Origin of the sequence: Amycolatopsis sp. NPDC051372 (assembly GCF_040682095.1) — a bacterium.
Taxonomy (GTDB): Bacteria; Actinomycetota; Actinomycetes; order Mycobacteriales; family Pseudonocardiaceae; genus Amycolatopsis.
The window spans coordinates 98,357-119,587 of the sequence record NZ_JBFBAF010000020.1; the positions used below are offsets into that span (position 1 = coordinate 98,357).

The window sequence follows — 21,231 nt, forward strand, 5'->3', positions numbered from 1 at the left end:
CCCACCGTGACAAGGAGAAAGCAATGAAGCTGACCAGAATCACCGCCGCCGTGGGCGCGGTGGTCGTCGCGGGCGCGCTGCTCGCCGCGTGCGGCAGCGCCCCGGCCACGGCCCCCGGTGGCGCCGCCGCGAAGCCGGCCGCCGCCGACGTCGCCAAGATGATCAGCCAGGACGACGCCGTCGCGGGCGCGCCGGTGGGCCAGAACCTGCCGCACTCGCCGATCCTGGACAAGATCCGCCAGCGCGGCGAGCTGGTCTGGGCCGGCAGCCGCAACACGCTGGGCTTCTCACAGCTCGACCCGGCCACCGGCAAGATCTCCGGCTTCGACGCCGGGATCGCCGACCTGCTCGCGAAGTACCTGCTGGGCAAGCCTTCGGCGAAGATGCAGAGCGGTGGCTCCGACACCCGTGAGGGCCTGCTCGGCAACCACACCATCGACGTCGCGATCCAGACGTACACGATGACGCCCGAGCGCGCCAAGCTGGTGAACTTCTCCGGCCCGTACTACATGGCCGCCAGCGGCATCATCGTGAAGTCCACGGACACCACGATCAAGACCGCCAAGGACCTCGCCGGCAAGAAGGTGGCCACCGAGTCCGGCGCGGCGAAGACCGCTCTGGTCACCGAGGTGCCGACCGCGCAGCCGGTGCTGTTCGACACCACCGCGCAGTGCATCGCCGCGGTGGAGCAGGGCCGCGCCGACGCCGTGACGCTGAACAACGCTTCGCTGCTCGGCGCGATCCAGACGCGCTCGGACGTGAAGCTGCTCGACGCGACGTTCGGCTCCAACCCGTTCGGCATCGGCGAGCCCAAGGACGACCCGGTGTTCAAGCAGGTCGTCGACGAGTTCCTGCAGAAGATCGAGGCCGACGGCACCTGGACCAAGCTCTGGCAGGGCACCGTCGGCAAGCTGCTGAAGACCCCGCCGCCCGCGCCGCCGAAGCTCGGCTCCGTCCCCGGCGTCTGACCCGAACCCCGAAATCGGAGACCCCATGTCCGTGCTCTTCGCGCACCTCGGTGAGCTGCTGACCGGTCTGCTGACGACCCTCGAGCTGGCCGCGATCGCGTTTCCGCTGGCGCTGGTGATCGGCACCCTGCTGGGTGTCTGCCGCGTCAGCCCGATCGGGCCGCTGCGGGCGGCCGCCGGGTTCTACGTGCACTGCCTGCGCAACTCGCCGATGCTGCTCGTGATGGTCATGGTGGTCTTCGGCCTGCCCTACCTCGGCGCGACCGTCCCGCTGTTCGGGTCGGTCGTGCTGGGGCTGGGGTTGTACTTCGGCGCCTACATCTGCGAAACGGTGCGCTCCGGCATCGCCGGCGTGCCGCTCGGCCAGATCGAGGCGGCGCGCGCCATCGGCCTCACGTTCTCCGGCGTCCTGCGGCAGGTCGTGCTGCCGCAGGCGTTCCGGTCGATGGTGCAGCCACTGGGCAACATCCTGATCAACGTGTGCCTCGGTTCGGCACTCGGCGCGGCGGTCGGCGTGCAGGAGCTCACCGGTTCGGCGCGTCAGTTCAACCTCGACTTCGCCCAGCCGATCCCGACCTTCATCGCCGCGGTCATCGGCTACCTCCTGATCACCCTGACGATCGGCCAGCTGACCGGCGTCGTCGAACGGAAGGTTCGCATCCGACGATGAAGTCGCGCTCCCCCGCCCTTTTCGACGAACTCGGGCCCCGAGGCCAGAAGCGGCTGAAGATCGCCACCGTCGTGGCCGTCATCGCGCTGATCGGTGTCGTCGGCGGCGCCATCGCCCAGCTCGCTCACGTGCAGCAGCTCACCGCGCGCCTGTGGGCGCCGCTCATCGAGTGGTCGAACATCCGCTACCTGCTGCAGGGCCTGCTGACCACGTTGGAGGTCGGCCTCACCGGCGCCGCGATCTCCCTGGTGTTCGGCACGCTGATGGGCCTCGGCCGGCTGTCCACGCACAAGTGGGTCTCGATCCCGTGCGCCGGGCTGATCGAGCTCTTCCGCGCGATCCCGCTGATCCTGCTCGTGTACTTCTTCCTCATCGGCCTGCCCATGTTCGGCTGGAACCTCCCGCCGTTCTGGGTGCTGACCATCCCGATCGTGCTGCACGCCGGGGCGGTTTTCGCCGAGATCGTCCGCGCCGGCGTCAACTCGCTCGACCGCGGTCAGTTCGACGCCGCCGCGGCGATCGGGCTGCGCCGCGGGCAGACGATGGTGCTGGTCGTGCTGCCCCAGGTGTTCCGGTCGCTGCGGCCGGCGCTGGTCACGCAGGTGATCCGCACGCTGAAGGAATCGAGTCTCGGCTACGTCGTCGGCTACCCGGAGCTGCTGCGCGACGGGCAGGTGATCGGCGAGTACAACGCCAACTTCGTGCAGACCTACGCGTTCACCGCGGTCATCTACATCGTCATCAACTTCGGGCTCTCCCGCGTCGCCGAGCTGCTCGACCGGCCGAAGAAGGTCCGGCGCCGCCCGGACCGGCCGGCGCCGGAGCCCGAACCCGAGCCGGCGGCCTCGCAGCCGGCCGGAACCCTCGTCTGATTTTTTTTCGAAGCGGAGAGAAATGTCCATCACCGGCGAAGAGATCGAACGCGCCGAAGCCGCACTGGCCCACAACTACCACCCGCTGCCCGTGGTGCTCACGGAAGGCAAGGGCGCGTGGGTGACCGACGTCGAAGGCCGGCGCTACCTCGACCTGCTCGCGGGCTACAGCGCCCTCAACTTCGGCCACGGTGACGACGAGCTGCTGGCCGTCGCCCACGCTCAGCTCAACCGGCTGACCCTGACCAGCCGCGCCTTCCACCACAACCAGCTGGGCACCTTCGCCTCCGAGCTCGCCGAGCTGTGCGGCATGGAGATGGTGCTGCCGATGAACACCGGCGCCGAGGCCGTGGAGACGGCCATCAAGACGGCGCGCAAGTGGGGCTACCGCGTGAAGGGCGTGCCGGCCGGGCGCGCGAAGATCGTGGTGGCGGGCGGCAACTTCCACGGCCGCACTGTGACCATCGTCGGGTTCTCGGACGACCCCGAGGCCACCGCCGACCACGGACCGTTCACGCCGGGGTTCGTGACCGTGCCGTTCGGCGACGCTGAGGCGCTGCGTGCGGCGGTGGACGAGGACACGGTGGCGGTGCTGATCGAGCCGATCCAGGGCGAGGGCGGTGTGGTGCTGCCGCCTTCGGGGTATCTGCGCGAGGTTCGCGCCATTTGCTCTGCCGCTCAGGTGCTGTTCGTCGCCGACGAGATCCAGTCGGGCCTCGGGCGGACCGGGCGCACGTTCGCGTGTGACCACGAGGACGTCGTACCCGACATGTACGTGCTGGGCAAGGCGCTGGGCGGCGGCATCTTGCCGGTGTCGGCCGTGGTGTCCAGCCGTGACGTGCTGGGCGTGTTCCGGCCGGGCGAGCACGGCAGCACGTTCGGCGGCAACCCGCTCGCGTGCGCTGTCGGGACGGCAGTGGTGCGGAAGCTGAAGACCGGTGAGCCGCAGCGCCGGGCGGAGGAGCTGGGCCGGGTCTTTGCTGCTGCCTTGGCCGAGTTGCCTTCGTCGGCGGTCGACGCGGTGCGGGTGCGCGGCTTGTGGGCCGGCATCGACGTGCGCGACCGCACGGGCCGCGACGTCTGCGAAGGCCTGCTTCGCCGTGGCGTGCTGGCGAAGGACGCGCACGGCAGCACGATCCGGCTGGCGCCGCCGCTCGTGGTGTCCGAAGAGGACCTGCGCTGGGGCGTTTCCCAGCTGGCTGCCGAACTTTCCTGACCCATCCCCCTGTGCCCGTCGCACCCTCTTCCGGGTGCGGCGGGCACAGTCATGTTCCCGTCGCATTTACATACAGACTGTATGTATGTATCTTGGTCGCATGACTTCCTCACTCGGACAGGACCACCGCATCCGCCTGCCGCAGGGCGAGGTGCGCTACTACGAACGCGGTGCCGGGCAACCGGTCGTCTTCGTGCACGGGGTGCTCACCAACGCGCTACTGTGGCGCAAGGTCGTGCCCGCCGTCGCCGACGCCGGATTCCGTTGCCTGACCCCGGATCTGCCGATGGGCGCCCACGAGATCCCGATGCGCGCCGACGCCGACCTGAGCGCCCCGGGCATGGCGACCCTGCTGGGCGACTTCCTCGAGACCCTCGACCTGCACGACGTCACGCTCGTCGCCAACGACACCGGCGGCGCGGTGACGCAGATCCTGCTTTCCCGCTACCCGTCGCGTGTCGCGCGAGTGGTGCTGACGCCGTCGGACAGCTTCGAGTACTTCTTCCCGCCGATCTTCAAACCGCTGCCGGTGGTGGCGAAGGTGCCGGGTTCGATGGCGGTGCTGGGGCAGCTGTTGCGGGTTCGGGCGTTGTGGCCGTTGCCGCTGTTGTTCGGGTGGGTGGCGAAGAAGCCGCTTGCCCCTTCGGTGGCGGAGTCTTATCTGCTTCACCTGCGGGCGTCTTCGGGCGTGCGGCGTGACCTGCGCAAGCTGCTGCGCTCGGTGAACCCCCGGCACACCTTGGCGGCCGCGGAAAAGCTGCGGTCCTTCTCGCGGCCGGTTTTGTTGGCCTGGGCTTCGGAGGACAAGCTGTTTCCGGTGCGCTTCGCCTACCGGCTGGCCGAACTGCTGCCGAACGCTCGCGTTGTGGAGATCGCCGACTCGTACACCTTCGTCCCGGAGGACCAGCCCGACGTGCTCGCCGGGCACATCGTCGAGTTCGCGAGCGTCATGGCAGATTAGGCCGGGTGAGACGCACTCAGCAGGAACGTTCCGACAGCACGCGCGCGGCCCTCGTCGGCGCCGCCCGCGAGCTCTTCGGCACGCGCGGCTACCACGACGTGCCGGCCGAAGAGATCACCCGCACGGCCGGCGTCACCCGCGGCGCGCTCTACCACCACTTCGGCGACAAAGTCGGGTTGTTCCGCGCGGTCGTGGAGGAGGTCGAGATCGAGCTCACCGCCGAGGTCGCCGCGGTGATGACCTCGGGCGTCGATCCCCTGACCGGCATGACTACCGCCCTCGGCGTGTTCCTGGACGCCTGTCTGCGCGAAGAGGTCCAGCGCATCTCCCTCACCGACGCCCCTGCCGTCCTCGGCTGGGACGTCTGGCGCGAAATCGAGGGCGAACACGGGCTGGGCTTGCTGGTGACTTCACTGTCACGCGCCCACGCGGAGGAGCTGATCGTCGACGTGCCCATCCGGACCCTGGCCCAGCTCATCCTCAGCACCGTGATGGAAGCCGCGCGCATGATCGCCGCAGCCGACGACCCGACCGCTGTGCGCGCGGAAACGCAAACGGTGCTCGCGGGCTGGCTCGGCGGGCTGATCCGCAGGAAGTGACGTTGTTACCCGTACTGCGGCTGGCGTTGCTCCGGGTTTGCTTCGACTGCGTCGAGGTCTGAGTCATTTGTCAGTGCTTGGATCGCTTCGCTCGCGGCTCCCACCCCGGCCCAGTGCGGATCCACGTCCACCGCTACGCACCACGCCCGATCCCCCGGCCACACGAACGCGGGCGGCGCGATCGGCTGCCCGGAGCCGAGTTCGTCGGCCCAGTCGTCGATGGCGGTCAAAGGTCCCTTGAAGATCGCGTATCGCCGGTGGGGCAGCTCGAAGAGGTCGTGGTAGGTGGGCAGCGGCAGGTCGGAGTAGCCCTCCCAGACGCAGAAGTAGCCATCTTTGGCGGTGGTGAACCCGGCGAGCCGGTGGATCACCCGCTGGGTCTGCCACAGGTCGGGCTTGTGGTCGAGCGGGAGCCGCACGTCGGCCTCTTGCTGCCTCGGCTCCGTGGGGTCGGGGATAAAGCGGATGCGGGCGTAGGCTTCGTAACCCGTTGGGCCGAAGAGCATCAGCTGGCCATCGGGGGTTCCTGACTCTAGGAGCCAGTGCGCGACGCTGGTATCCGCTTCGTACTCCAGGGTCACAGTACTCCTTGTCCACCCGTTCGTGTGCCGGACTCGCCCTGCACACATTACCGAAACAAGATCATACGCTGGCGGAAGCAAGAGGCGCGGTGCCTCAAGACACGAAGCAGTTCACGTTCGCTTGGTTGTAAGGCTGCTCGGCGGTGTCGATCTGCCCGTCGACGTCAACGTCGACGTGATTCCGCCACGAAATGAGCCCCGCAGTCGGTTGCACGTCGCGCGCGCCACGGTGCGATCCCCACTTCCGGTGTAAGGCCTCAAGACCCTTGACGGTGCACAAGCCTTCTGTCGGTAGGTATCGTCGGTGTAGAACTCGTACAGGCAGTTGTACACCGTAGCGGTGTCCGCTGTGCAGCTTCCCTTTTTCCACCACCCGTGTCCCGACACGTCACCTGACGAGTAATGCGGGTTGTCCCGGCCACTCTCCGGTGCGCATCCGATGGCAGCAGAGTAAAAACCGGGGCTCGAGTCCGAATCGCTGGCCGTCGGAAGCTGGCCAGGCTCCGAAATCTTCCGGCCGTTGCCGTCCAGGTAGACGAGGTTGGCCGCGGCACCTGGGGGCTCAAGACCGGGCACAGCGGCCTCATGAGTGGATAGCCTGCCAGCAGCTGCGTACGCGATGTCAATCGGCGACGCGACCAACGTGACACAGGTCGACACGACCGCCAGGAAAATAACACGTCTATTCACGATTCCCCCGCACGAACGTCAGACATGCGAAATCAGAATCGGCAGCGCTCAGGTCCGCCCCACGCCATTCACGCTACGACACTGACTCCCCGCGAACACATTCAACAGTATGATCAGGAGGATCTGGCAACAAGATATCGAACGGATGATCAAGAGGCCAATCGAGTTCAAAGTCCGACCATCGGTGAACGGTCCTGAAACTCAGCGGCGCCCACGGCGCTTGCCGAGTTTCGAGCGCTGTCGGCCTGTCCGAGATCCAAGACAGCCCGACGGCGCCAGCACTGACAATCCTCCGACATCAGAGGCGTATAGATTTCTTGTTCATGAATTCCTCGATCCCCAACGGACCCAGCTCCCGGCCCATCCCGGACCGCTTGATCCCGCCGAAGGGCAGATCCGCCTGCGACCCACCCGACTTGTTGAAATACACCATCCCCGACTCGATCCGATTCGCCACGGTGCGCATGCGGGCCGGGTCGGTGCCGAAGACGCTGGCGCCCAGGCCGAAGGGGGAGTCGTTGGCGATGGAGATGGCTTCCTCGTCGGAAGCGGCCGGGAACAGCAGGAATACGGGGCCGAAGATTTCGTCGCGGTAGGCGTCCATGTCGGGGGTCACGTCGGTGAGGACGGTGGCCTCCAGGTAGGCGCCCGGGCCGTCGACGCGGTGGCCGCCCGTGCGCAGAACCGCGCCCTGGCGCACGGCCGTCTCCACCTGTTCGAAAACCTCGTCGGCGGCGGAGACCGAGGCCAGGGGCGGCAGCTTCGTCGAAGGGTCGGAAGGGTCGCCAGGCAGGTAGAAAGCAGCCACCCGCGCGGTCAGCTTCTCCACGAACGAGTCGTACAGCTCCCCCACGACAATGATCCGCTTGGGCGCGTTGCAAGACTGGCCGCAGTTGCGCATGCGGGCCGTGGCCACGGCGTTCACCGTCTCGTCCAGGTCGTCCGTGTCGAGGACGATCAGCGGGTCCGAGCCGCCCAGTTCGAGGACGCAGCGCTTGAGGTTCCGCCCCGCCTCGGCGGCCACCGAGATGCCGGCCTGTTCGCTGCCCGTCAGTGAAACCCCGACGATGCGCGGGTCCGCGAGGATCGACGGGACCTGGCGCGACGAGGCGAAAACGTTGACGTACGCGTCTTCCGGCACACCGGCGTCGCGCAGGACCTGCTCGATCGCGACGGCCGAGCGCGGGCAGATGGACGCGTGCTTGAGCAGGATGGTGTTGCCCAGCACCAGGTTCGGCGCGACGAAGCGCGCGACCTGGTACATCGGGAAGTTCCACGGCATCACGCCGAGCAGTGCGCCGATCGGCTCTTTCCGGATCACGGCGTCGCCGTCTCGAATTTTCAACGGCTCGTCGGCAATGAGAGAGGGGCCGTGTTCGGCGTAGTAGGAGAAGATGTCCACGACGATGCCGACCTCGCCGCGGCCCTCGTTGACGCGCTTGCCCATCTCGAGGGTCATGATGGCGGCGAGCTCGTCGGACCGTTCGGCGAACAGCTCGCCCGCGCGCGCGACGATCTCGGCGCGTTCGGCGACCGGGCGTTCCCGCCAGGACAGGTAGCCGCGGTGGACTCGGGCGATCGCGTCGCGCACCTCCTGGTCGGTGGAGTTCTCGATCTGCTCGATCAGTTCACCCGTGGCCGGGTCGGTGACGGTGTACATCGCGGCGAGAGCCTCCGTGTTCGACGGAACGAAGCGGTCGGACGTGCTCAGGCTACCAAACTGCATACAGTATGCACTAGCCCGGCGAAGGTCGTCCGACTACTCCAGAGGTTTGCGACCTCTTGACCGAAGCGCCCGGTTTCCAGTATGGTCTAGACCACATTCTCCCCTTCCCCGCCCGCGCACCTCCCACGCGGCGGCTCGATCGCGCCCGTCCAAGGCCATCCGTGGGAGCGGGCACCGCTGTCGAAGGAGCCCGGTATGAAAACGAACCGCAAGCTCGTGGCCGCCCTCGCCGGTGCGGCGATCGCGCCCGTGATCGTGCTGGTCGGCCCCGTGGGCACGGCCAGCGCCCACGGCTACGTCAACGCACCCGCGAGCCGGCAGGCGCAATGCGCGCAGAACATCGTGTCCTGCGGCGACATCAAGTGGGAACCGCAGAGCGTGGAAGGCCCGAAGGGCCAGCGCACCTGCAACGGCGGCGTCGCGCGCTTCGCCGAACTCAACGACAACAGCAAGTCCTGGCGCGCCACCGCGACCGGCCGCACGGTCACGTTCAACTGGACGTTCACCGCCCGGCACAAGACCAGCACCTACGAGTACTACATCGGCAACACGCGCATCGCGAGCTTCAGCGGCAACAACCAGGTGCCGCCGGCCACTGTGTCGCACTCGGTCAACCTGGGCAACCGCACAGGCCGCCAGACCGTGCTGGCGATCTGGAACATCGCCGACACCGTCAACGCGTTCTACTCCTGCGTCGACCTGCAGGTGAGCTGACGACAGCGGCGGACGGGCCTCGGAAGCCCGTCCGCCGCTTTCGTCCACATCAGACTCGGCGATACGCCCCGGCCTCGGCGCTGCGCCGCCCGACCAGGAACCACAGCAGCGGTCCGAGGAACGGCGCGCAGAACGCGAACACGACCCACACCAGCTTCATCCCGCCGCCCAGCGGGCTCCCGAGCACGCTGACGAGCGCGGCGAGGAAGAACACCACCGGGGTCAGGATCAACGCGATGATCCCGACGGCAACGGCGATGTTCGCGGCGTGGGGGCCGTCCTGGGCTGCGGCGGCCAGCGCGGTGGGGATGGTCATCGGTCCTCTCCCTGGTTCTCGTCGGTCCACATCGGACGCGATGGGTCCAGTATGAGAGCGCGCGCCGCGGGCCCGAATCGGCTCGACGGCTCGTCCCACGTAATCCTTAAGTAGTAGCGGCAACGGGGATCACGCGCTCCAGCAACCGCATGGCCAGCGCCGCGAACACGTTCACCACGCCCAGGACCAGCCACGGCAGCCAGTACCCGACCTCGAACAACGTGGTGAAAAACGCCGGCGCCACCAGGCTCGCGACCGTGAACGAGTACTGGAACACCGCCAGGTAACGCCCTCGCGCGGCGGGCGGCGACAGCTCCGTGGCCAGTGACTGCGACACCGGACCGTGCACGGTCTCGGCCGCGGTGAACAGGAACGTCGCACCCAGCAGCACCGGCACCACCCACCCGAGCTGCCCCGGCACCAGCAGCGCGAACGCCAGGCACCACGCCGCCCACAGCACCGCCGAGGCCATCAGCACGCGCGTCCTGCGCAGCGGCGACACCAGCCGCACCGCCGGCGCGGTGAGGATCGTGAGCAGCACGGTGTTCCCCACCAGCATCGCGGGCGCGAGCCACGGCGGACCGTGAAGCCCCACGGTCACGAACACCGGCAACCCCAGCGCCAGCATCATGCTGGTCAACGCGAACACCGCGTTCAGCCCGGTGAACGCCAGGAACGGCCGCGCCCGCAGCATCCTCCGGTACCCGCCGGCGTCACCTTCCGCGCGCCGCGGCGCCCGCACGCGCACCGCGATCGCCGCGCCCGCGCAGAGAAAGCAGGCCGCCGAGCCATACGCGATCGCGCGATACGCCTCCGGGGTGCCGATCGTGACCACGACGCCGGTGATCAGGCCGCCGATGGCCAGTCCGGCCGTGCGGGTCACGTTCATCCACGCGAACCAGGAGTCCTTGCTCCGCGGTTTCTCGCTGCCGTCCACGAAATCCGCGACCGCGGTGAACACCGACGACCAGAAGAACCGCACCCCGATCGCCACGAGCGCGGCGCTGAGGAAGATGCCGACGGGCCCGGTCACGCGCGTGAACAGCAGAAACCCGATGCCTTGCGCACCCTGCGCGACGACCACCAGCACCCACGGACCCATCCGGTCGGCCAGCCGCCCGGCGATCAGCGGCACCGGCAGCGTCAGCGCGTTCGCCGCGCTGAGCAGCACGCCGATCAGCGCCAACGGCACCGTGGTCAGCTTCGCGAAGAACAACACCGACAGCGGCTGGAACAACCCGTTCCCCACCGAGTCGACCACCAGGGCCGCCAGCAGCACCGCCCCACCACGGCTCCGCACGCCAGGTCATCCCCCCGTTCGACGAACCCCCGAGCGTAACGATCACCCTGGCCGCGGTCGCCGGGATTCCCGGTCAGTGGCCTTCGAAAACGGCAAGCACACCGTCGGGCGTGTTCTCGGCGAACGACGTCACCAGGTTCTCCGCCGAACCCCGCGCGGCTTCCTCGCTGCGCGGGAACAGGGCCTTCTCGTACTGCGCCAGGGCCGCCTCGACATCGCCATCGGACTCGACCAGGGCCAACGCCAGCTCCGCACCGTCGATCATCGCCAGGTTCGCGCCCTCGCCGGCGAACGGCGACATCACGTGCGCCGCGTCGCCCACCAGCGTCACGCCGGGCACGCGCGCCCACTCGTGGCCCACCGGCAGCGCGTGGATCGGCCGCGGCACCAGATCACCGTCGGCCGACTCGATCAACGCCTTCAGTTCCGGGGCCCAGCCGGCGAATTCTTGCGACAGCTTCGCGGCCGCGTCCGACAGATGGAGCGAGGCAACCCAGCCTTCGGGCACCTGGAGAGCGACGTAGACGTGCACGCTGCCGTCCGGCTCGCGGTGCGCCAGAATCCCCTTGCCCGGCCCGAGCGCCATGAACATTCCCCCGCCGACGAGCGCCGCGCTCTCCGGGTGCTTCGCCGCGACGTCCAGCAGATCCAGTTCCACGAAGGAAATCCCGGTGTACGCGGGTACCTCGGCCGAGACGAGCGGCCGGATCCGCGACCACGCTCCGTCGGCCCCGACGAGCACGTCGGTCTCCAGCGTCGAACCGTCGGCCAGCGCGACCTCGTGCCGGCCATCACCAAGCGGACGGGCCGAAACCACCTTGGCGCCCCAGCGGACGGTGCCCTCCGGCAGCGACGAGAGCAGCAGGTCGCGCAAAGCACCGCGTTCGACCTCCGGCCGGGCCCCCTGACCATCGTCCTCTTCGGACATTCGCACCACCGCGTGCCGGTCCAGCACGCGCATGGCCTCCCCGCCGCGGTGGATCAGCGGCAAGAACTCCTCGTACAGGCCGGCGGCGCGCAACGCGGCCTGGCCCGTTTCCTCGTGGATGTCGAGCATCCCGCCCTGCGTGCGGGCCGACGCCGACGCGTCGAGGTCCAACACCGTGGCCTCGATGCCGTTGCGGTGGAGCACGGACGCGAGCGTCAGCCCGCCGAGGCCGGCCCCGATGATGGTGATCTTCATGGTCGTTCCCCTCAGGTTCGTGGGATGGCTGCGATTCCGGCGATCAGCGCGCGAAACGCCCAGGACAGCCGCTGCCCGGGCTCGCCGGACAGCAAGTCGGATCCGGCGGCGGCCAGGTGCGGGTACTTCTCGGGTGACGCGTCGTGGATGACGGCCGCCAGTGCCCGCCATTCCTCGCGGTCTTCGGGGCGCTCGTCGGCGTGTTCGGCCGCCGTCGCCGTGGCGAGCTGGAGCAGCAGGTCGACGCCCCATGCCGCCTGCGCGCTCGGCACCTCGCCCTCGGCGAGCAACGCGAGCACCGTGTCCACCAGCCGCAGGTAGTTGTCCCCGCGCGGGCGGGCCACGAGCGCCGATTGCGCCAGCCCGGGATAGCGGAACAACACCGCCGTGTACGAGCCGAGCACGGCTTCGAGCCGCTCCGCCCACGTCCCGGCCGACGGCGCAGGCTCGACCTCGCCGAGCAGCTCGTCGAGCACCGCGGCGTGGAGCTCCACGGTGTTGCGGACGTAGACGTACAGCGACGCCGCACCGGTGTCGAGCTCCTGCGCGAGCCGGCGCATCGTCAGCCGGGACAGGCCTTCGGCGCGCAGGATCGCGAGCGCGGCGGTGATGATTCCGGCCCGGGTGAGAGCCGGCTTGGCCGGACGTTCCCGGCGGCTGCGTGGTGCGGTCATGACTTCACGTTAACGAACATGTTCGTTCCGAACAAGATCGTAACGAACATGTTCGTCGTCACAGACGCCCCGGCCTTTCGAACGAAAGAGAGGTAAGTTCGGCAGTCATGCGAGGCAACCCCCGGCACGAACGCATCCTCGAACGGCTCCGGCGCGACGGCCGCGTCGACGTCGGTGAGCTGGCCGGCGAGCTGGACACGTCGGAGGTGACCATCCGGCGCGACCTCGACTCACTGGCCGAGCAGGGCACGCTGCGCCGCGTGCGGGGTGGCGCGGTGAGCCTGCTGATGCGCGGTGAGGAGCTGCCGTTCGCGCTGCGCGAGGTGGAGTCCGCGGCGGCGAAGGACCGCATCGCGGCCGTGGTGAGCGGGCTGGTGCGCGACGGCGAGGCCGTGGTCGTCGACAGCGGCACGAGCGGGCTCGCGGTCGCCCGCGCCCTCACCGGCCGGCGTCTGACGGTGATGCCGCTCGCGCTGCCGAGCGCGACGGTGCTGGCCACCAGCTCGTCGGTGAACCTGCTGTTGCCCGGCGGGACCACGCGCTTCGGCGAGGGCTCGATGGTCGGGCCGATCACCGAGGCCGCCCTCGCGGCGCTACGGTTCGACGCCTTCGTGCTCACGTGCTGCGGCCTGTCACCCGACGACGGCGTGACCGCCCACGACCTGCAGGACGCCGCCGTGAAGCGCGCCGCGAAGCGGTCTTCGCGGCGCACGGTGCTGGTTGCCGAGAGTGCCAAGTTCTCGCGCACCGCGTTGGCGACCGTGTGCGGCATGGAGGACGTGGACGTGCTGGTCACGGACGCCGGGGCGCCTTCGGAGGCACTGGAACGGTTTCGCCAAGCCGGCGTCGAGGTCCGGGTGGCGTGAGGGATCCGTCCACACTGGACGTCTCCCACTCTCAAGCTATAGCGCACCCCAGGGCTTGCCGCAAGACCCCCGTCGTGCCGCAGAATCGGCGGCTGTCAGCGAAATGGGGGTACGAAGTGCACGACGTGATCATCGTGGGTGCCGGTGCGGCCGGCCTGGTCCTGGCCGCCGAGCTGCGCCTGGCCGGGGTGCGGCCGCTGGTGCTGGAGCGCCAGCCGCGACGCCGGGAAGTACCGCGGGCCAACGGTGTCGGCGGCCGAATCGTGGAGCTGCTGCGCTACCGCGGGGTGCTGGAGCGGCTCGAAGCTGCCGCTTCCCCGGTGCACGCGGCGCCGTCGCTGCCGTTCGGCGGGATGGAGCTGGGCCTCTCGCACCTGGCCGAGCCGGCGTACCACGCGCTGGGCATCCCGCAGCCGGTGCTCGAACGCACGCTCGCCGAGTACGCGGCGGAGCTCGGGGTGCAGCTGCGGGAGGGGCACGAAGTTGTCGGCCTTCGCGAAGACGCCGCGGTGGCAGTGGACGTGCGTGGCCCCGACGGGCCGTACCGGGTCACTGCTCGCTACGTCGTGGGGTGCGACGGCGGCCGCAGCCGCGTCCGCGAGTTGCTGGGCCTGCCGTTCCCGGGCACGACGTACCCGGAGGTGAACCGGCTCGTCGAGGCGACGGTGCCGGATTCGGTGAGCCGGCTGGAGAACGGTGACCTGGACGTACCCGGACTGGGATTGCTGCGCCAGGGTTTCACGCGGACCGACGGCGGGGTCTTCGCGTTGGGCGCGATCGGGCCGGAGGTTCTGCTGATCAACACCGTCGAGGAGGAAGCGACCGAGTACGACGACCTCAGCCCGATGACCGAGGCCGAGTTCCAAGCCAGCATCCGTCGCGTACTCGGCGGTTCGCTGCCCCTCGGTGAGGTGCGCCGCCTGTCGCGCTACCAGTGGCAGGGCCGGCAGGTCGCCCGGTATCGGGTTGGGCGCGTCTTCGTGGCCGGCGACGCGGCGCACCTGCTTGCTTCCTCGGGGGCGTCGCTCAACCTCGGCATGCTCGACTCGGTCAACCTGGCGTGGAAACTCGCCGCGGCCGTGCAAGGTTGGGCGCCGCCCGGCCTGCTCGACAGCTACCACGCCGAACGCCACTACGCCGGCTCCCGCGCCCTCCTGCAGACCAGCGCACAGGCCGCCCTGCGCCGCGGCCACGACCCCGCCGCCGACGCGCTTCGCACGCTGTTCCAGGAGCTCCTCACTGACGAACAACCGTTGCGCCGCCTCGCCGCCACCATCGGCGGCACAGACCTGCGCTACCCGGCGCCCGGTTCGGACCACCCCCTGGCCGGCACCTTCGCCCGCGACTTCCCCCTGTCCACCGACCACGGCCCGTCGTCTCTCGCCTCGCTGGTGCGCCCGGGCCGGCCGGTGTTCGTCGACCTCGCCGACCGCCCGGAACTCCGCGCGGTTGCCGAACCCTGGGCTCCCCGCGTTGCCCTCCACACCGCCAAGACCCACCTCCGCCCGGCCGACGCCCTCCTCCTCCGCCCGGACGCGCACATCGCGTGGGCCGCGCCTCTCGACGCAGCCGCCGATCCGGCCGGCCTCCGCGAGGCCCTCACGACGTGGTTCGCGCACCCGAGCCAAGCTGACGCACGTCACCAGAACCGAGGCGGGCAGCCCGACGCGCACGCCATCCGCCTCGCCGGAACTGGCCCGATGGACTCGACGCCGACCCGCTCCCAACCGCCATGCCGACGTAAGCCTCGCTCGGCCCACCAGCTGACTCGATCGCCCGTCGCCAAGCTCTCACGACGTGGTTCGGCGCACCCGAAGGGGCCCGAAACCGCCTCACCACACATGATCACCAGGAGTAAGTGTTCACCATGATCGATTCACCGTTTCGTGGACTGATCCTAGATCGACTTCTACCGCTAGTGTCACCGACAACCCGCTCAGCCTCGACATTCCCCCGACCGGGCGGCGGGCCAGGCCCCCTGGTAGTCCCCCTTCCGCGCCCAGGGGGCCACAAAAACAACCACCCTCACTCGCCCCGGGAGGAGAGCTCTTGCGACACGCGGTCGCCGGCCTTCGGCAGCAAGGTGAGCCACCTGCCGGCCGCGGTCTGGACCACGCGCGGTGCGCCCGCCCGCTGCCGACTGCGACGCGGGCCGTCCGTGCGTCGATGGTGCCGAGCCGCGTGGCGCCTGAGCACCCTTCGCCGACGGGGATCACCTGGCGCACCGCCTGGCGAAGGTCCGCCGACGCTCGTTTCCCCTCTGCCGCCGTGACTTCCGCATTCGGCCACCCCTCATCGGCCGGCAGGCGCAGCTGACCGACCGACGGCTCCCGCCCCGCGTGGCGACGCCGGTAGCTCGGTACGAGGCCGAGCGATCACCCGAACGGTCGCGATCCACGTCACTCGCGGGCCCTGGAACATTCGGTGGTCACCTGCGTTGTACTGACTGTCGGTACGGAGGGGTCCCCGGGCTCCACAACTCACCTTCCCGGACAGCCGGTTCGCCGGCCCCGGGTTGGCGTCACTCGCCGAGAGGCGACCCCCGTGCCGGCGTAAGACCACCCGCCCCGTTGCCTCGCGCTCCCCCAACGCGGCGCGGGGCGGGCGCCAGTGCTCCTGCTCTCGCTCGCCGGGCCCCCAGCCGGCGGAGCCGGGAGCGGGAGCACCCTCAGCACCCTCCATTGTGGATCATCGGGAATACCTTCACGTCGGCAGCAGTTACTAACTTTGCCGGTGCGGTGGTGTCCCCGGGCTCCACCCACTGCCTTCCCGGACCGTCGCAAGACGCCGGGTCGCGCCAACCGCCGAGAGGCGACCCCCGCACCGGCCTCGACCAACTCCTCAGACCACCCCACCCCGCTGCGCCGCAGTTGCCCCGAGGCAGCGCGGGGCGGGCTCATGTGCTCCTGCTCCTGTCGCCGGACCCACTGCCGCGGCGGGAGCGGGGGCATCCAAACGTCCACAGTGGATCATGAAATCAGGATCATGAAAATCACCTGAGCGACCTGCGTCACAAGGGAAATCCGGAACACCGGCCCCGCCCAGGCGTTGTACAGAGTGTCGGTACGGCGGGTGTCCCCGGGCCTCACCTACTGCCTTCCCGGGCCGTCGCAAGACGCCGGGTCGCGCCACTCGCCGAGAGGCGACCCCCCGTGCCGACGCAAGCCACCCGAAGAGAAAGCTCCCGCCCGCACCCGCCGATCCCCCCATCGGCGCGGCGCCCGAGGCGGGAACCAGTGCCCCCGCTCCCGGCCCGCGCGAACTCCCCCTCCGCAGCGACGGGACCGGGGGCACGCCCTTATCCGGAGCCGGGCCAGGGCAGTGCGTCCTGCAGCAGCCCGAGCATCCCCGACACCAGCCGCATCTGATCGACCGTGCGGATGTCGGCCTCCAGCAGATGCGGCGAACACACCAGCACCGCCACCGACTGCGCCCGCGACAGCGCGACGTTCAGCCGGTTGCGCGAGAGCAGGAAGTCGAGGCCGCGCGGGAGGTCGACGGCCGAGGACGACGTCATCGTCGTCACCACCACCGGCGCCTCCTGGCCCTGGAACCGGTCGACCGTGCCCACGCGGACGTCGCCGAAGCCGGCGTCGGCCAGCGCACGCGTGACCACGCGGGCCTGCAGGTTGTAAGGCGCCACCACGAGGAAGTCGGCGTCCGACAGCGGACGGCCCTCCCACGTGCGCCCGTGCAGCGCCGAGATCACCGAGACGACCTCGGCCGCCTCCTCGACCGAACGCGTCGTGTTCCCCCGGTGCTCCACCGACGCCAGGTACAGCCCCGACGCGAACCCGTCGACCGAGCGCGACGCCGACGGGTGCGAGTGCAGCAACCCCGCGTACGACAGCCGCGACACCGGCGCGCACACCGCCGGGTGCATGCGGCGCGTCTGGTCGAGGAAGTAGCCCAAGTGCGCCGGCATGATGTCGGCGTCGCCGATCAGGTGCCCCAGCGCCGAGGCCTCCGCGCCCGCCGGGTGCGTGCCCTGCACCACCTGCGGCAACTGCTGCGGATCACCCAGCAGCACCACGTTCTTCGCGCACGTCGACACGGCCAGTGCGTCGGCCAGCGCGAACTGGCCGGCCTCGTCGATCACGAGCACGTCGAACGGCTCCGCGCGCACAGCCGCGTTGGCGAACGTCCACGCTGTGCCACCCACCAGGTGCCCGGTGTCGTGTTCCTCGCGCCAGCGCACCAGAGCGTTGTTGTTCTTCGGCTGTTCCCACGGCACCGAGGGGTCCGGCGTCCGCTTCGCGCGTTTGGCGCACGCCAGCGAAGGATCGTTGTCCAGCGCGGCGGAAAGCACGTTCTCCACGGCCTTGTGGCTGTTGGACGTGACCCCGACCGTCCGGCCCGACCGCACGAGGTGCGCGATCAGCTTGCCCGCCAGGTACGTCTTCCCGGCGCCCGGCGGGCCTTGCACGGCGAGCACGGAACCGTCGAGCGCGTCGACGGCCTCGATCACCGTCGCGACCAGGTCCTCACCCGCGGCCGGCAACGCGCCGCCGGTCCGCAACCGGGGCGCCGTGCGGCGCAGGAGGTCCACACCAGGGTGCTTCGGCAGCACCGGCAGGGTTTCCCCGACGAGCCGGGCGAGATCGGCCACGGCCTCGTCCTTCGGCGACGGCCGCACCGGGCTGCCGGGCAGCACCGCGGCCGGGCGATCGTTCGACGTCGCGTCGGGCGCGCTGCTCTCCTCCAGCGTCAGCTCGACGGCCGAGGAAGCCACCACCTTCGCGTCGCGCGCTTCGGCGCCGTAGCGCAGGCGCACGTCGTCGCCCGGTGCGAACGGGTGCGGCCGGTCCGGGTCGCACGCCACGACGAGCGTCCGCTTCGCCGTGCGCAGCCGGCCGGACGGCGGCACCCACTCGCCGACGGACACCGAAACGGGCACCGCGCACGTCGTGTCGATCTCCAGGTCACCGAGCGGCGCCGCCAGCTGGCGGAAGAACTCCCACCACGCTGGGTTCGTCTCACGCCGGTGGTAGCCCACGGAGGCGGCGAGCAGCGCACGGGCGTGGTCGTCCGGGGTGAACTCCGCCGGGCCGTCGGGCAGGCCGTCGAGCAACGGGTCGACGAGCGCCGCCATCGCGGCCGCGCGCTCCGCCCGCCGTTGCGCCGCGACGTCTTCCTCGGTCTCCCGCAGCAGAGCGTCCACATCGGACTCAGGCTCCGGCTCGACGAGCTCGATGCCCTCGTCCACGCGCACCCGGTGCAGGAACTCCAGCAGCCGCAGGGTGGACACGCAGTCGTACTCGTTGTACTCACCGATGCCGCGCAGCACTTCGTCGGCCCGCTCCGGCTCGCCGGCCGCCGTGAGCGTGAGGTAGTCCTCGTACGCCTCGATGCTGGACGCGGCCGTCTTCACATCGCCGTCGCGGGCGGAGGGCATGTAGAGCGGCTCGAGGTACTTGATCGAGTACGACCGCTGCCCGACCCGCAACGCCTTGCGCACCACCGCATACAGGTCCACGAGCGCGCCGTTGCGCAACAGCTCGTCCACTGCTTCCTCGCGCGTGCCGTGCACGGCGGCAAGACGCTTGATGGCGGTGACCTCGTAGGGCGCGTAGTGGTACACGTGCGCGCCAGGGTGTTCGGCCAGCCGCGCGGTGGCGAAGTCCACGAACTCCTCGAACGCGCGCTTCTCCTGCGCCCGAGAGTGGGCCCAGAACGGGGTGAACCGCTGACCGCCGGTGCCGTCGGGGGTGTCCGGGTCGGCCGTCACCGCACCGAACAGGTACTCGAGCCCGGTGCCCGCCAACGCGTACGGGTCGCCTTCCATGTCGAAAAAGACGTCGCCCGGGCTCGGCGGCGGCAGCTGGGCGAGCGCGGCGGGGTCGATCACCTCGTAGGCGAGCTCGCCCGTCTCGTCCTGGCGCACCTGGATCGCGGCCTGCGCGCGCAGCGTGGTGTAGGTGGTCTCGGACATGTCGCGCGGCCGGTCGTCCGGCCCGGCGGCGGCGAGCTTGTCGATCGTGGCGAGCCCGGCCGTCACGAGCTTGCGCCGCTGGTCTCCGCGCATGCCTGCGACGAGCGACAGGTCGCGGTCCGCCTCCCGCGCCGTCGAACAGTGCTGCGCGAAGCGGCACGCGCCGCACGCCGGCCGTTCGTCGGCCCACAGCTGCAGCGGCAGCCGGGCCGGGCGGTCGCGCAGCCGCGAGCGCAGGCGGTCGAGCAGCGGGAGGAAGTCGTCGACGCGCAGGGTGCGCGTCGTGCCGTCGCCCAGCAGCAGGTGCATGTCCGGACCAGCCGGCCACCCGGCTCGGCGCAACGCATCGGCGTACGCGGTCAGCTGGACCACCGCGGACGGCTTGGCGTGCCGGGCGAGCTTGGTGTCGTAGACCTCGTAGCGGCCTTCGTCGTCGCGCAGCAGGAAATCGGCGCGGCCGGTGAACTCGTCGTCGTGGAACACGGCCTGGTAGACCACGGGCGCGCCCGCGCGCAGCGCCTCCTCCGTCGCCTTCGCCGCGACGACCGGATCCCGCTCCTCGATCTCCACGACCTTGTGTTCGGCCCGCAGCCGCCCGAGCGTCGCCTCCTCGTGCGCGCGCCCGTGCTTCACGGCCAGCTGGTCAGGTCCTGAGCCGGGCCTCGGCGCGCCGGGCAGTCCCGCCGCCAGCGCCTGCGTGAGGACGCTCCGGTGCTCGCACTCGAGCAGATCGGCGAGATCGGAGGGCGTGTACATCGCCCGGAAGTCTGGCACGACCGCCGGCGCGCCCCGCCCACCCCGGGCACCGACACGCCGACGGCCCAGGTCACGGCCGGCGAGCCGTCAGCGCCGGCGGGGCAGCGGGATCACGTCGAAGTCGCGCGCCACGTGGATCTCCCCGTCGAAGACCTCCGCCGCTTCCTCCCCGAACGCGTCGGCCTCCGAATAGGGGTAGCGCTGCGAGAAGTGGGTCAGCACGAGCTTTCGCACGCCCGCGGCCGCGGCGAGCCGGCCGGCGTCGGTGCTGGTGAGGTGGCCGTAGCGGGTGGCGATGTCGGCGTCGGCGGCGCGGAAGGTCGACTCTGCGACCAGCAGGTCCGCGTCGCGCGCGCAGTCCAGGGCTCCCGCGCACGGGCGCGTGTCCATGACGAACGCCACAACCTGTCCTGGCTTCGGCTCGCTGACGTCGGCGAGGTGAACAGTGCGGCCGTCGAGCTCCAACGAGCCCTCTCGCTGCAGCCGGCTGATGTCCGGACCTCGGACGCCTGCGGCGGCGAGGCGGTCGGGGAGCATGCGGATGCCGTCCGGTTCGGTGTAGCGGTAGCCGAAGCAGTCGATGCGGTGGTCGAGGACGTGGGCGGACATCGGGCCGTCGGTCCAGCCGTCGGCGAGCACCGGCCGCGGGACGACCTCGGCGCGCTCGTGGTAGACGGTGGAATAGCGCAGGCGCTCGAAAAACGCCTGGCCGGAGGCCGGGTAGTGACAGCGCACGGGCCGCGGCACGGCGTCGAGCGACAGCCGCTGCAGCACGGCGGAGAGGCCGAGGCTGTGGTCGCCGTGGAAGTGGGTGATGCAGATGCGCGTGAGCTCCGCGGCGGCCACGCCGGCGTGGGTCATCTGCCGCTGCGTGCCCTCCCCCGGGTCGAACAGCACGCCGTCGGTGTCGAACCGCAGGAGGTACCCGTTGTGGTTGCGGTGCCGGGTCGGCGTCTGGCTCGCCGACCCGAGCACCACGAGCTCACGTCGTGACATGCCGCCATCTTCGACGATCACCGGCGGCCGGGAAAAGCGGACGGCCACCCGGTCCATTCCGGGTGGCCGTCCTGATCGAAATTGCTGTGCGAATTCAAGCGGGCACTTTCCGCGTTATTCGATCTTCGCGTCATAGTCCGCGCACTCGGCCGAAGAGTGTTCCGGGCCACGGCGCCGCTTCCCGCGGCCACGACCAGGCCATTCAAGACGG

General features: G+C 70.1%; 17 protein-coding genes. 9 read left to right on the forward strand and 8 right to left on the reverse strand.

All coding sequences use genetic code 11. The features are described 5' to 3' along the window. Positions 1-23 precede the first annotated feature (23 nt). The 6 genes from AB0M56_RS28465 to AB0M56_RS28490 all read left to right on the forward strand — a co-directional run bounded on the left by AB0M56_RS28465 (position 24) and on the right by AB0M56_RS28490 (position 5,286). Positions 24-968, forward strand: a complete 945-nt coding sequence (locus AB0M56_RS28465; RefSeq protein WP_364181176.1) for a transporter substrate-binding domain-containing protein — start codon at positions 24-26, stop codon at positions 966-968. A gap of 25 nt (positions 969-993) precedes the next feature. Continuing rightward, entirely contained in the window at positions 994-1,638 is a 645-nt protein-coding gene (locus AB0M56_RS28470; protein WP_220243445.1) for an amino acid ABC transporter permease, read from the forward strand. After that, positions 1,635-2,510, forward strand: coding sequence for an amino acid ABC transporter permease (locus AB0M56_RS28475; RefSeq protein WP_364181178.1), 876 nt, complete (start codon positions 1,635-1,637; stop codon positions 2,508-2,510). Before AB0M56_RS28470 ends, AB0M56_RS28475 begins: the two co-directional genes overlap by 4 nt. Before the next feature lie 22 nt (positions 2,511-2,532). Next, complete coding sequence (gene rocD / locus AB0M56_RS28480) at positions 2,533-3,726, forward strand: ornithine--oxo-acid transaminase (RefSeq protein ID WP_364181180.1); 1,194 nt, start codon at positions 2,533-2,535, stop codon at positions 3,724-3,726. A 100-nt stretch (positions 3,727-3,826) separates the two neighbouring features. Further along, positions 3,827-4,687: an alpha/beta hydrolase gene (locus AB0M56_RS28485; RefSeq protein WP_364181181.1), complete on the forward strand. Its 861-nt coding sequence runs from the start codon at positions 3,827-3,829 to the stop codon at positions 4,685-4,687. Between the two features lie 5 nt (positions 4,688-4,692). Next, positions 4,693-5,286: a TetR/AcrR family transcriptional regulator gene (locus AB0M56_RS28490; protein WP_364181184.1), complete on the forward strand. Its 594-nt coding sequence runs from the start codon at positions 4,693-4,695 to the stop codon at positions 5,284-5,286. 5 nt (positions 5,287-5,291) lie between these two features. Here the strand turns inward: AB0M56_RS28490 and AB0M56_RS28495 are convergent, their stop codons facing one another. Together AB0M56_RS28495 and AB0M56_RS28500 are read right to left on the reverse strand one after the other, a co-directional pair. Further along, positions 5,292-5,867, reverse strand: a complete 576-nt coding sequence (locus AB0M56_RS28495) for a hypothetical protein (protein ID WP_364181187.1) — start codon at positions 5,865-5,867, stop codon at positions 5,292-5,294. 988 nt (positions 5,868-6,855) lie between these two features. Next, positions 6,856-8,217: an NAD-dependent succinate-semialdehyde dehydrogenase gene (locus AB0M56_RS28500; RefSeq protein WP_364181420.1), complete on the reverse strand. Its 1,362-nt coding sequence runs from the start codon at positions 8,215-8,217 to the stop codon at positions 6,856-6,858. Between the two features lie 261 nt (positions 8,218-8,478). Here AB0M56_RS28500 and AB0M56_RS28505 point away from each other — a divergent pair, with 261 nt between their 5' ends. Further along, the gene (locus AB0M56_RS28505; protein WP_364181190.1) at positions 8,479-8,997 is read left to right on the forward strand and encodes a lytic polysaccharide monooxygenase auxiliary activity family 9 protein; all 519 of its coding nucleotides are present in this window, start codon (positions 8,479-8,481) and stop codon (positions 8,995-8,997) included. A 49-nt stretch (positions 8,998-9,046) separates the two neighbouring features. Here AB0M56_RS28505 and AB0M56_RS28510 read toward each other — a convergent pair whose 3' ends face one another. The 4 genes from AB0M56_RS28510 to AB0M56_RS28525 all read right to left on the reverse strand — a co-directional run bounded on the left by AB0M56_RS28510 (position 9,047) and on the right by AB0M56_RS28525 (position 12,470). Then, positions 9,047-9,313, reverse strand: coding sequence for a PLD nuclease N-terminal domain-containing protein (locus AB0M56_RS28510; protein WP_364181193.1), 267 nt, complete (start codon positions 9,311-9,313; stop codon positions 9,047-9,049). 106 nt (positions 9,314-9,419) lie between these two features. Next, positions 9,420-10,613 (reverse strand): MFS transporter, encoded by a 1,194-nt coding sequence (locus AB0M56_RS28515; protein ID WP_364181196.1) that lies wholly within the window; start codon positions 10,611-10,613, stop codon positions 9,420-9,422. 73 nt (positions 10,614-10,686) lie between these two features. Further along, positions 10,687-11,796 carry an NAD(P)/FAD-dependent oxidoreductase gene (locus AB0M56_RS28520; RefSeq protein WP_364181199.1) on the reverse strand — a complete coding sequence of 370 codons (1,110 nt, stop codon included), beginning with the start codon at positions 11,794-11,796 and terminating at the stop codon, positions 10,687-10,689. Between the two features lie 11 nt (positions 11,797-11,807). After that, on the reverse strand, positions 11,808-12,470 hold the full coding sequence (locus AB0M56_RS28525; protein ID WP_364181202.1) for a TetR/AcrR family transcriptional regulator C-terminal domain-containing protein: 663 nt from the start codon (positions 12,468-12,470) through the stop codon (positions 11,808-11,810). Positions 12,471-12,577: 107 nt separating this feature from the next. Here AB0M56_RS28525 and AB0M56_RS28530 point away from each other — a divergent pair, with 107 nt between their 5' ends. Together AB0M56_RS28530 and AB0M56_RS28535 are read left to right on the forward strand one after the other, a co-directional pair. Further along, entirely contained in the window at positions 12,578-13,336 is a 759-nt protein-coding gene (locus tag AB0M56_RS28530; protein WP_364181204.1) for a DeoR/GlpR family DNA-binding transcription regulator, read from the forward strand. 116 nt (positions 13,337-13,452) lie between these two features. Further along, a complete protein-coding gene (locus AB0M56_RS28535; RefSeq protein ID WP_364181207.1) occupies positions 13,453-15,207 on the forward strand; it encodes an FAD-dependent monooxygenase in 1,755 nt (584 codons plus the stop codon). 1,427 nt (positions 15,208-16,634) lie between these two features. On the opposite strand, the gene AB0M56_RS28540 is transcribed toward AB0M56_RS28535, so the two are convergent. Both AB0M56_RS28540 and AB0M56_RS28545 read right to left on the reverse strand, forming a co-directional pair. Continuing rightward, the gene (locus tag AB0M56_RS28540; protein WP_364181209.1) at positions 16,635-20,024 is read right to left on the reverse strand and encodes a TM0106 family RecB-like putative nuclease; all 3,390 of its coding nucleotides are present in this window, start codon (positions 20,022-20,024) and stop codon (positions 16,635-16,637) included. 87 nt (positions 20,025-20,111) lie between these two features. Then, on the reverse strand, positions 20,112-21,020 hold the full coding sequence (locus tag AB0M56_RS28545; RefSeq protein ID WP_364181212.1) for a ribonuclease Z: 909 nt from the start codon (positions 21,018-21,020) through the stop codon (positions 20,112-20,114). Between the last annotated feature and the right edge of the window lie 211 nt (positions 21,021-21,231).

Bases quoted from the DNA above. Each gene is read 5' to 3' on its own strand.
- AB0M56_RS28465 (WP_364181176.1), top strand. From the start codon at position 24: ATGAAGCTGACCAGAATCACCGCCGCCGTGGGCGCGGTGGTCGTCGCG.
- AB0M56_RS28470 (WP_220243445.1), top strand. From the start codon at position 994: ATGTCCGTGCTCTTCGCGCACCTCGGTGAGCTGCTGACCGGTCTGCTG.
- AB0M56_RS28475 (WP_364181178.1), top strand. From the start codon at position 1,635: ATGAAGTCGCGCTCCCCCGCCCTTTTCGACGAACTCGGGCCCCGAGGC.
- rocD (WP_364181180.1), top strand. From the start codon at position 2,533: ATGTCCATCACCGGCGAAGAGATCGAACGCGCCGAAGCCGCACTGGCC.
- AB0M56_RS28485 (WP_364181181.1), top strand. From the start codon at position 3,827: ATGACTTCCTCACTCGGACAGGACCACCGCATCCGCCTGCCGCAGGGC.
- AB0M56_RS28500 (WP_364181420.1), bottom strand. From the start codon at position 8,217: ATGTACACCGTCACCGACCCGGCCACGGGTGAACTGATCGAGCAGATC.
- AB0M56_RS28505 (WP_364181190.1), top strand. From the start codon at position 8,479: ATGAAAACGAACCGCAAGCTCGTGGCCGCCCTCGCCGGTGCGGCGATC.
- AB0M56_RS28510 (WP_364181193.1), bottom strand. From the start codon at position 9,313: ATGACCATCCCCACCGCGCTGGCCGCCGCAGCCCAGGACGGCCCCCAC.
- AB0M56_RS28520 (WP_364181199.1), bottom strand. From the start codon at position 11,796: ATGAAGATCACCATCATCGGGGCCGGCCTCGGCGGGCTGACGCTCGCG.
- AB0M56_RS28525 (WP_364181202.1), bottom strand. From the start codon at position 12,470: ATGACCGCACCACGCAGCCGCCGGGAACGTCCGGCCAAGCCGGCTCTC.
- AB0M56_RS28530 (WP_364181204.1), top strand. From the start codon at position 12,578: ATGCGAGGCAACCCCCGGCACGAACGCATCCTCGAACGGCTCCGGCGC.
- AB0M56_RS28540 (WP_364181209.1), bottom strand. From the start codon at position 20,024: ATGTACACGCCCTCCGATCTCGCCGATCTGCTCGAGTGCGAGCACCGG.
- AB0M56_RS28545 (WP_364181212.1), bottom strand. From the start codon at position 21,020: ATGTCACGACGTGAGCTCGTGGTGCTCGGGTCGGCGAGCCAGACGCCG.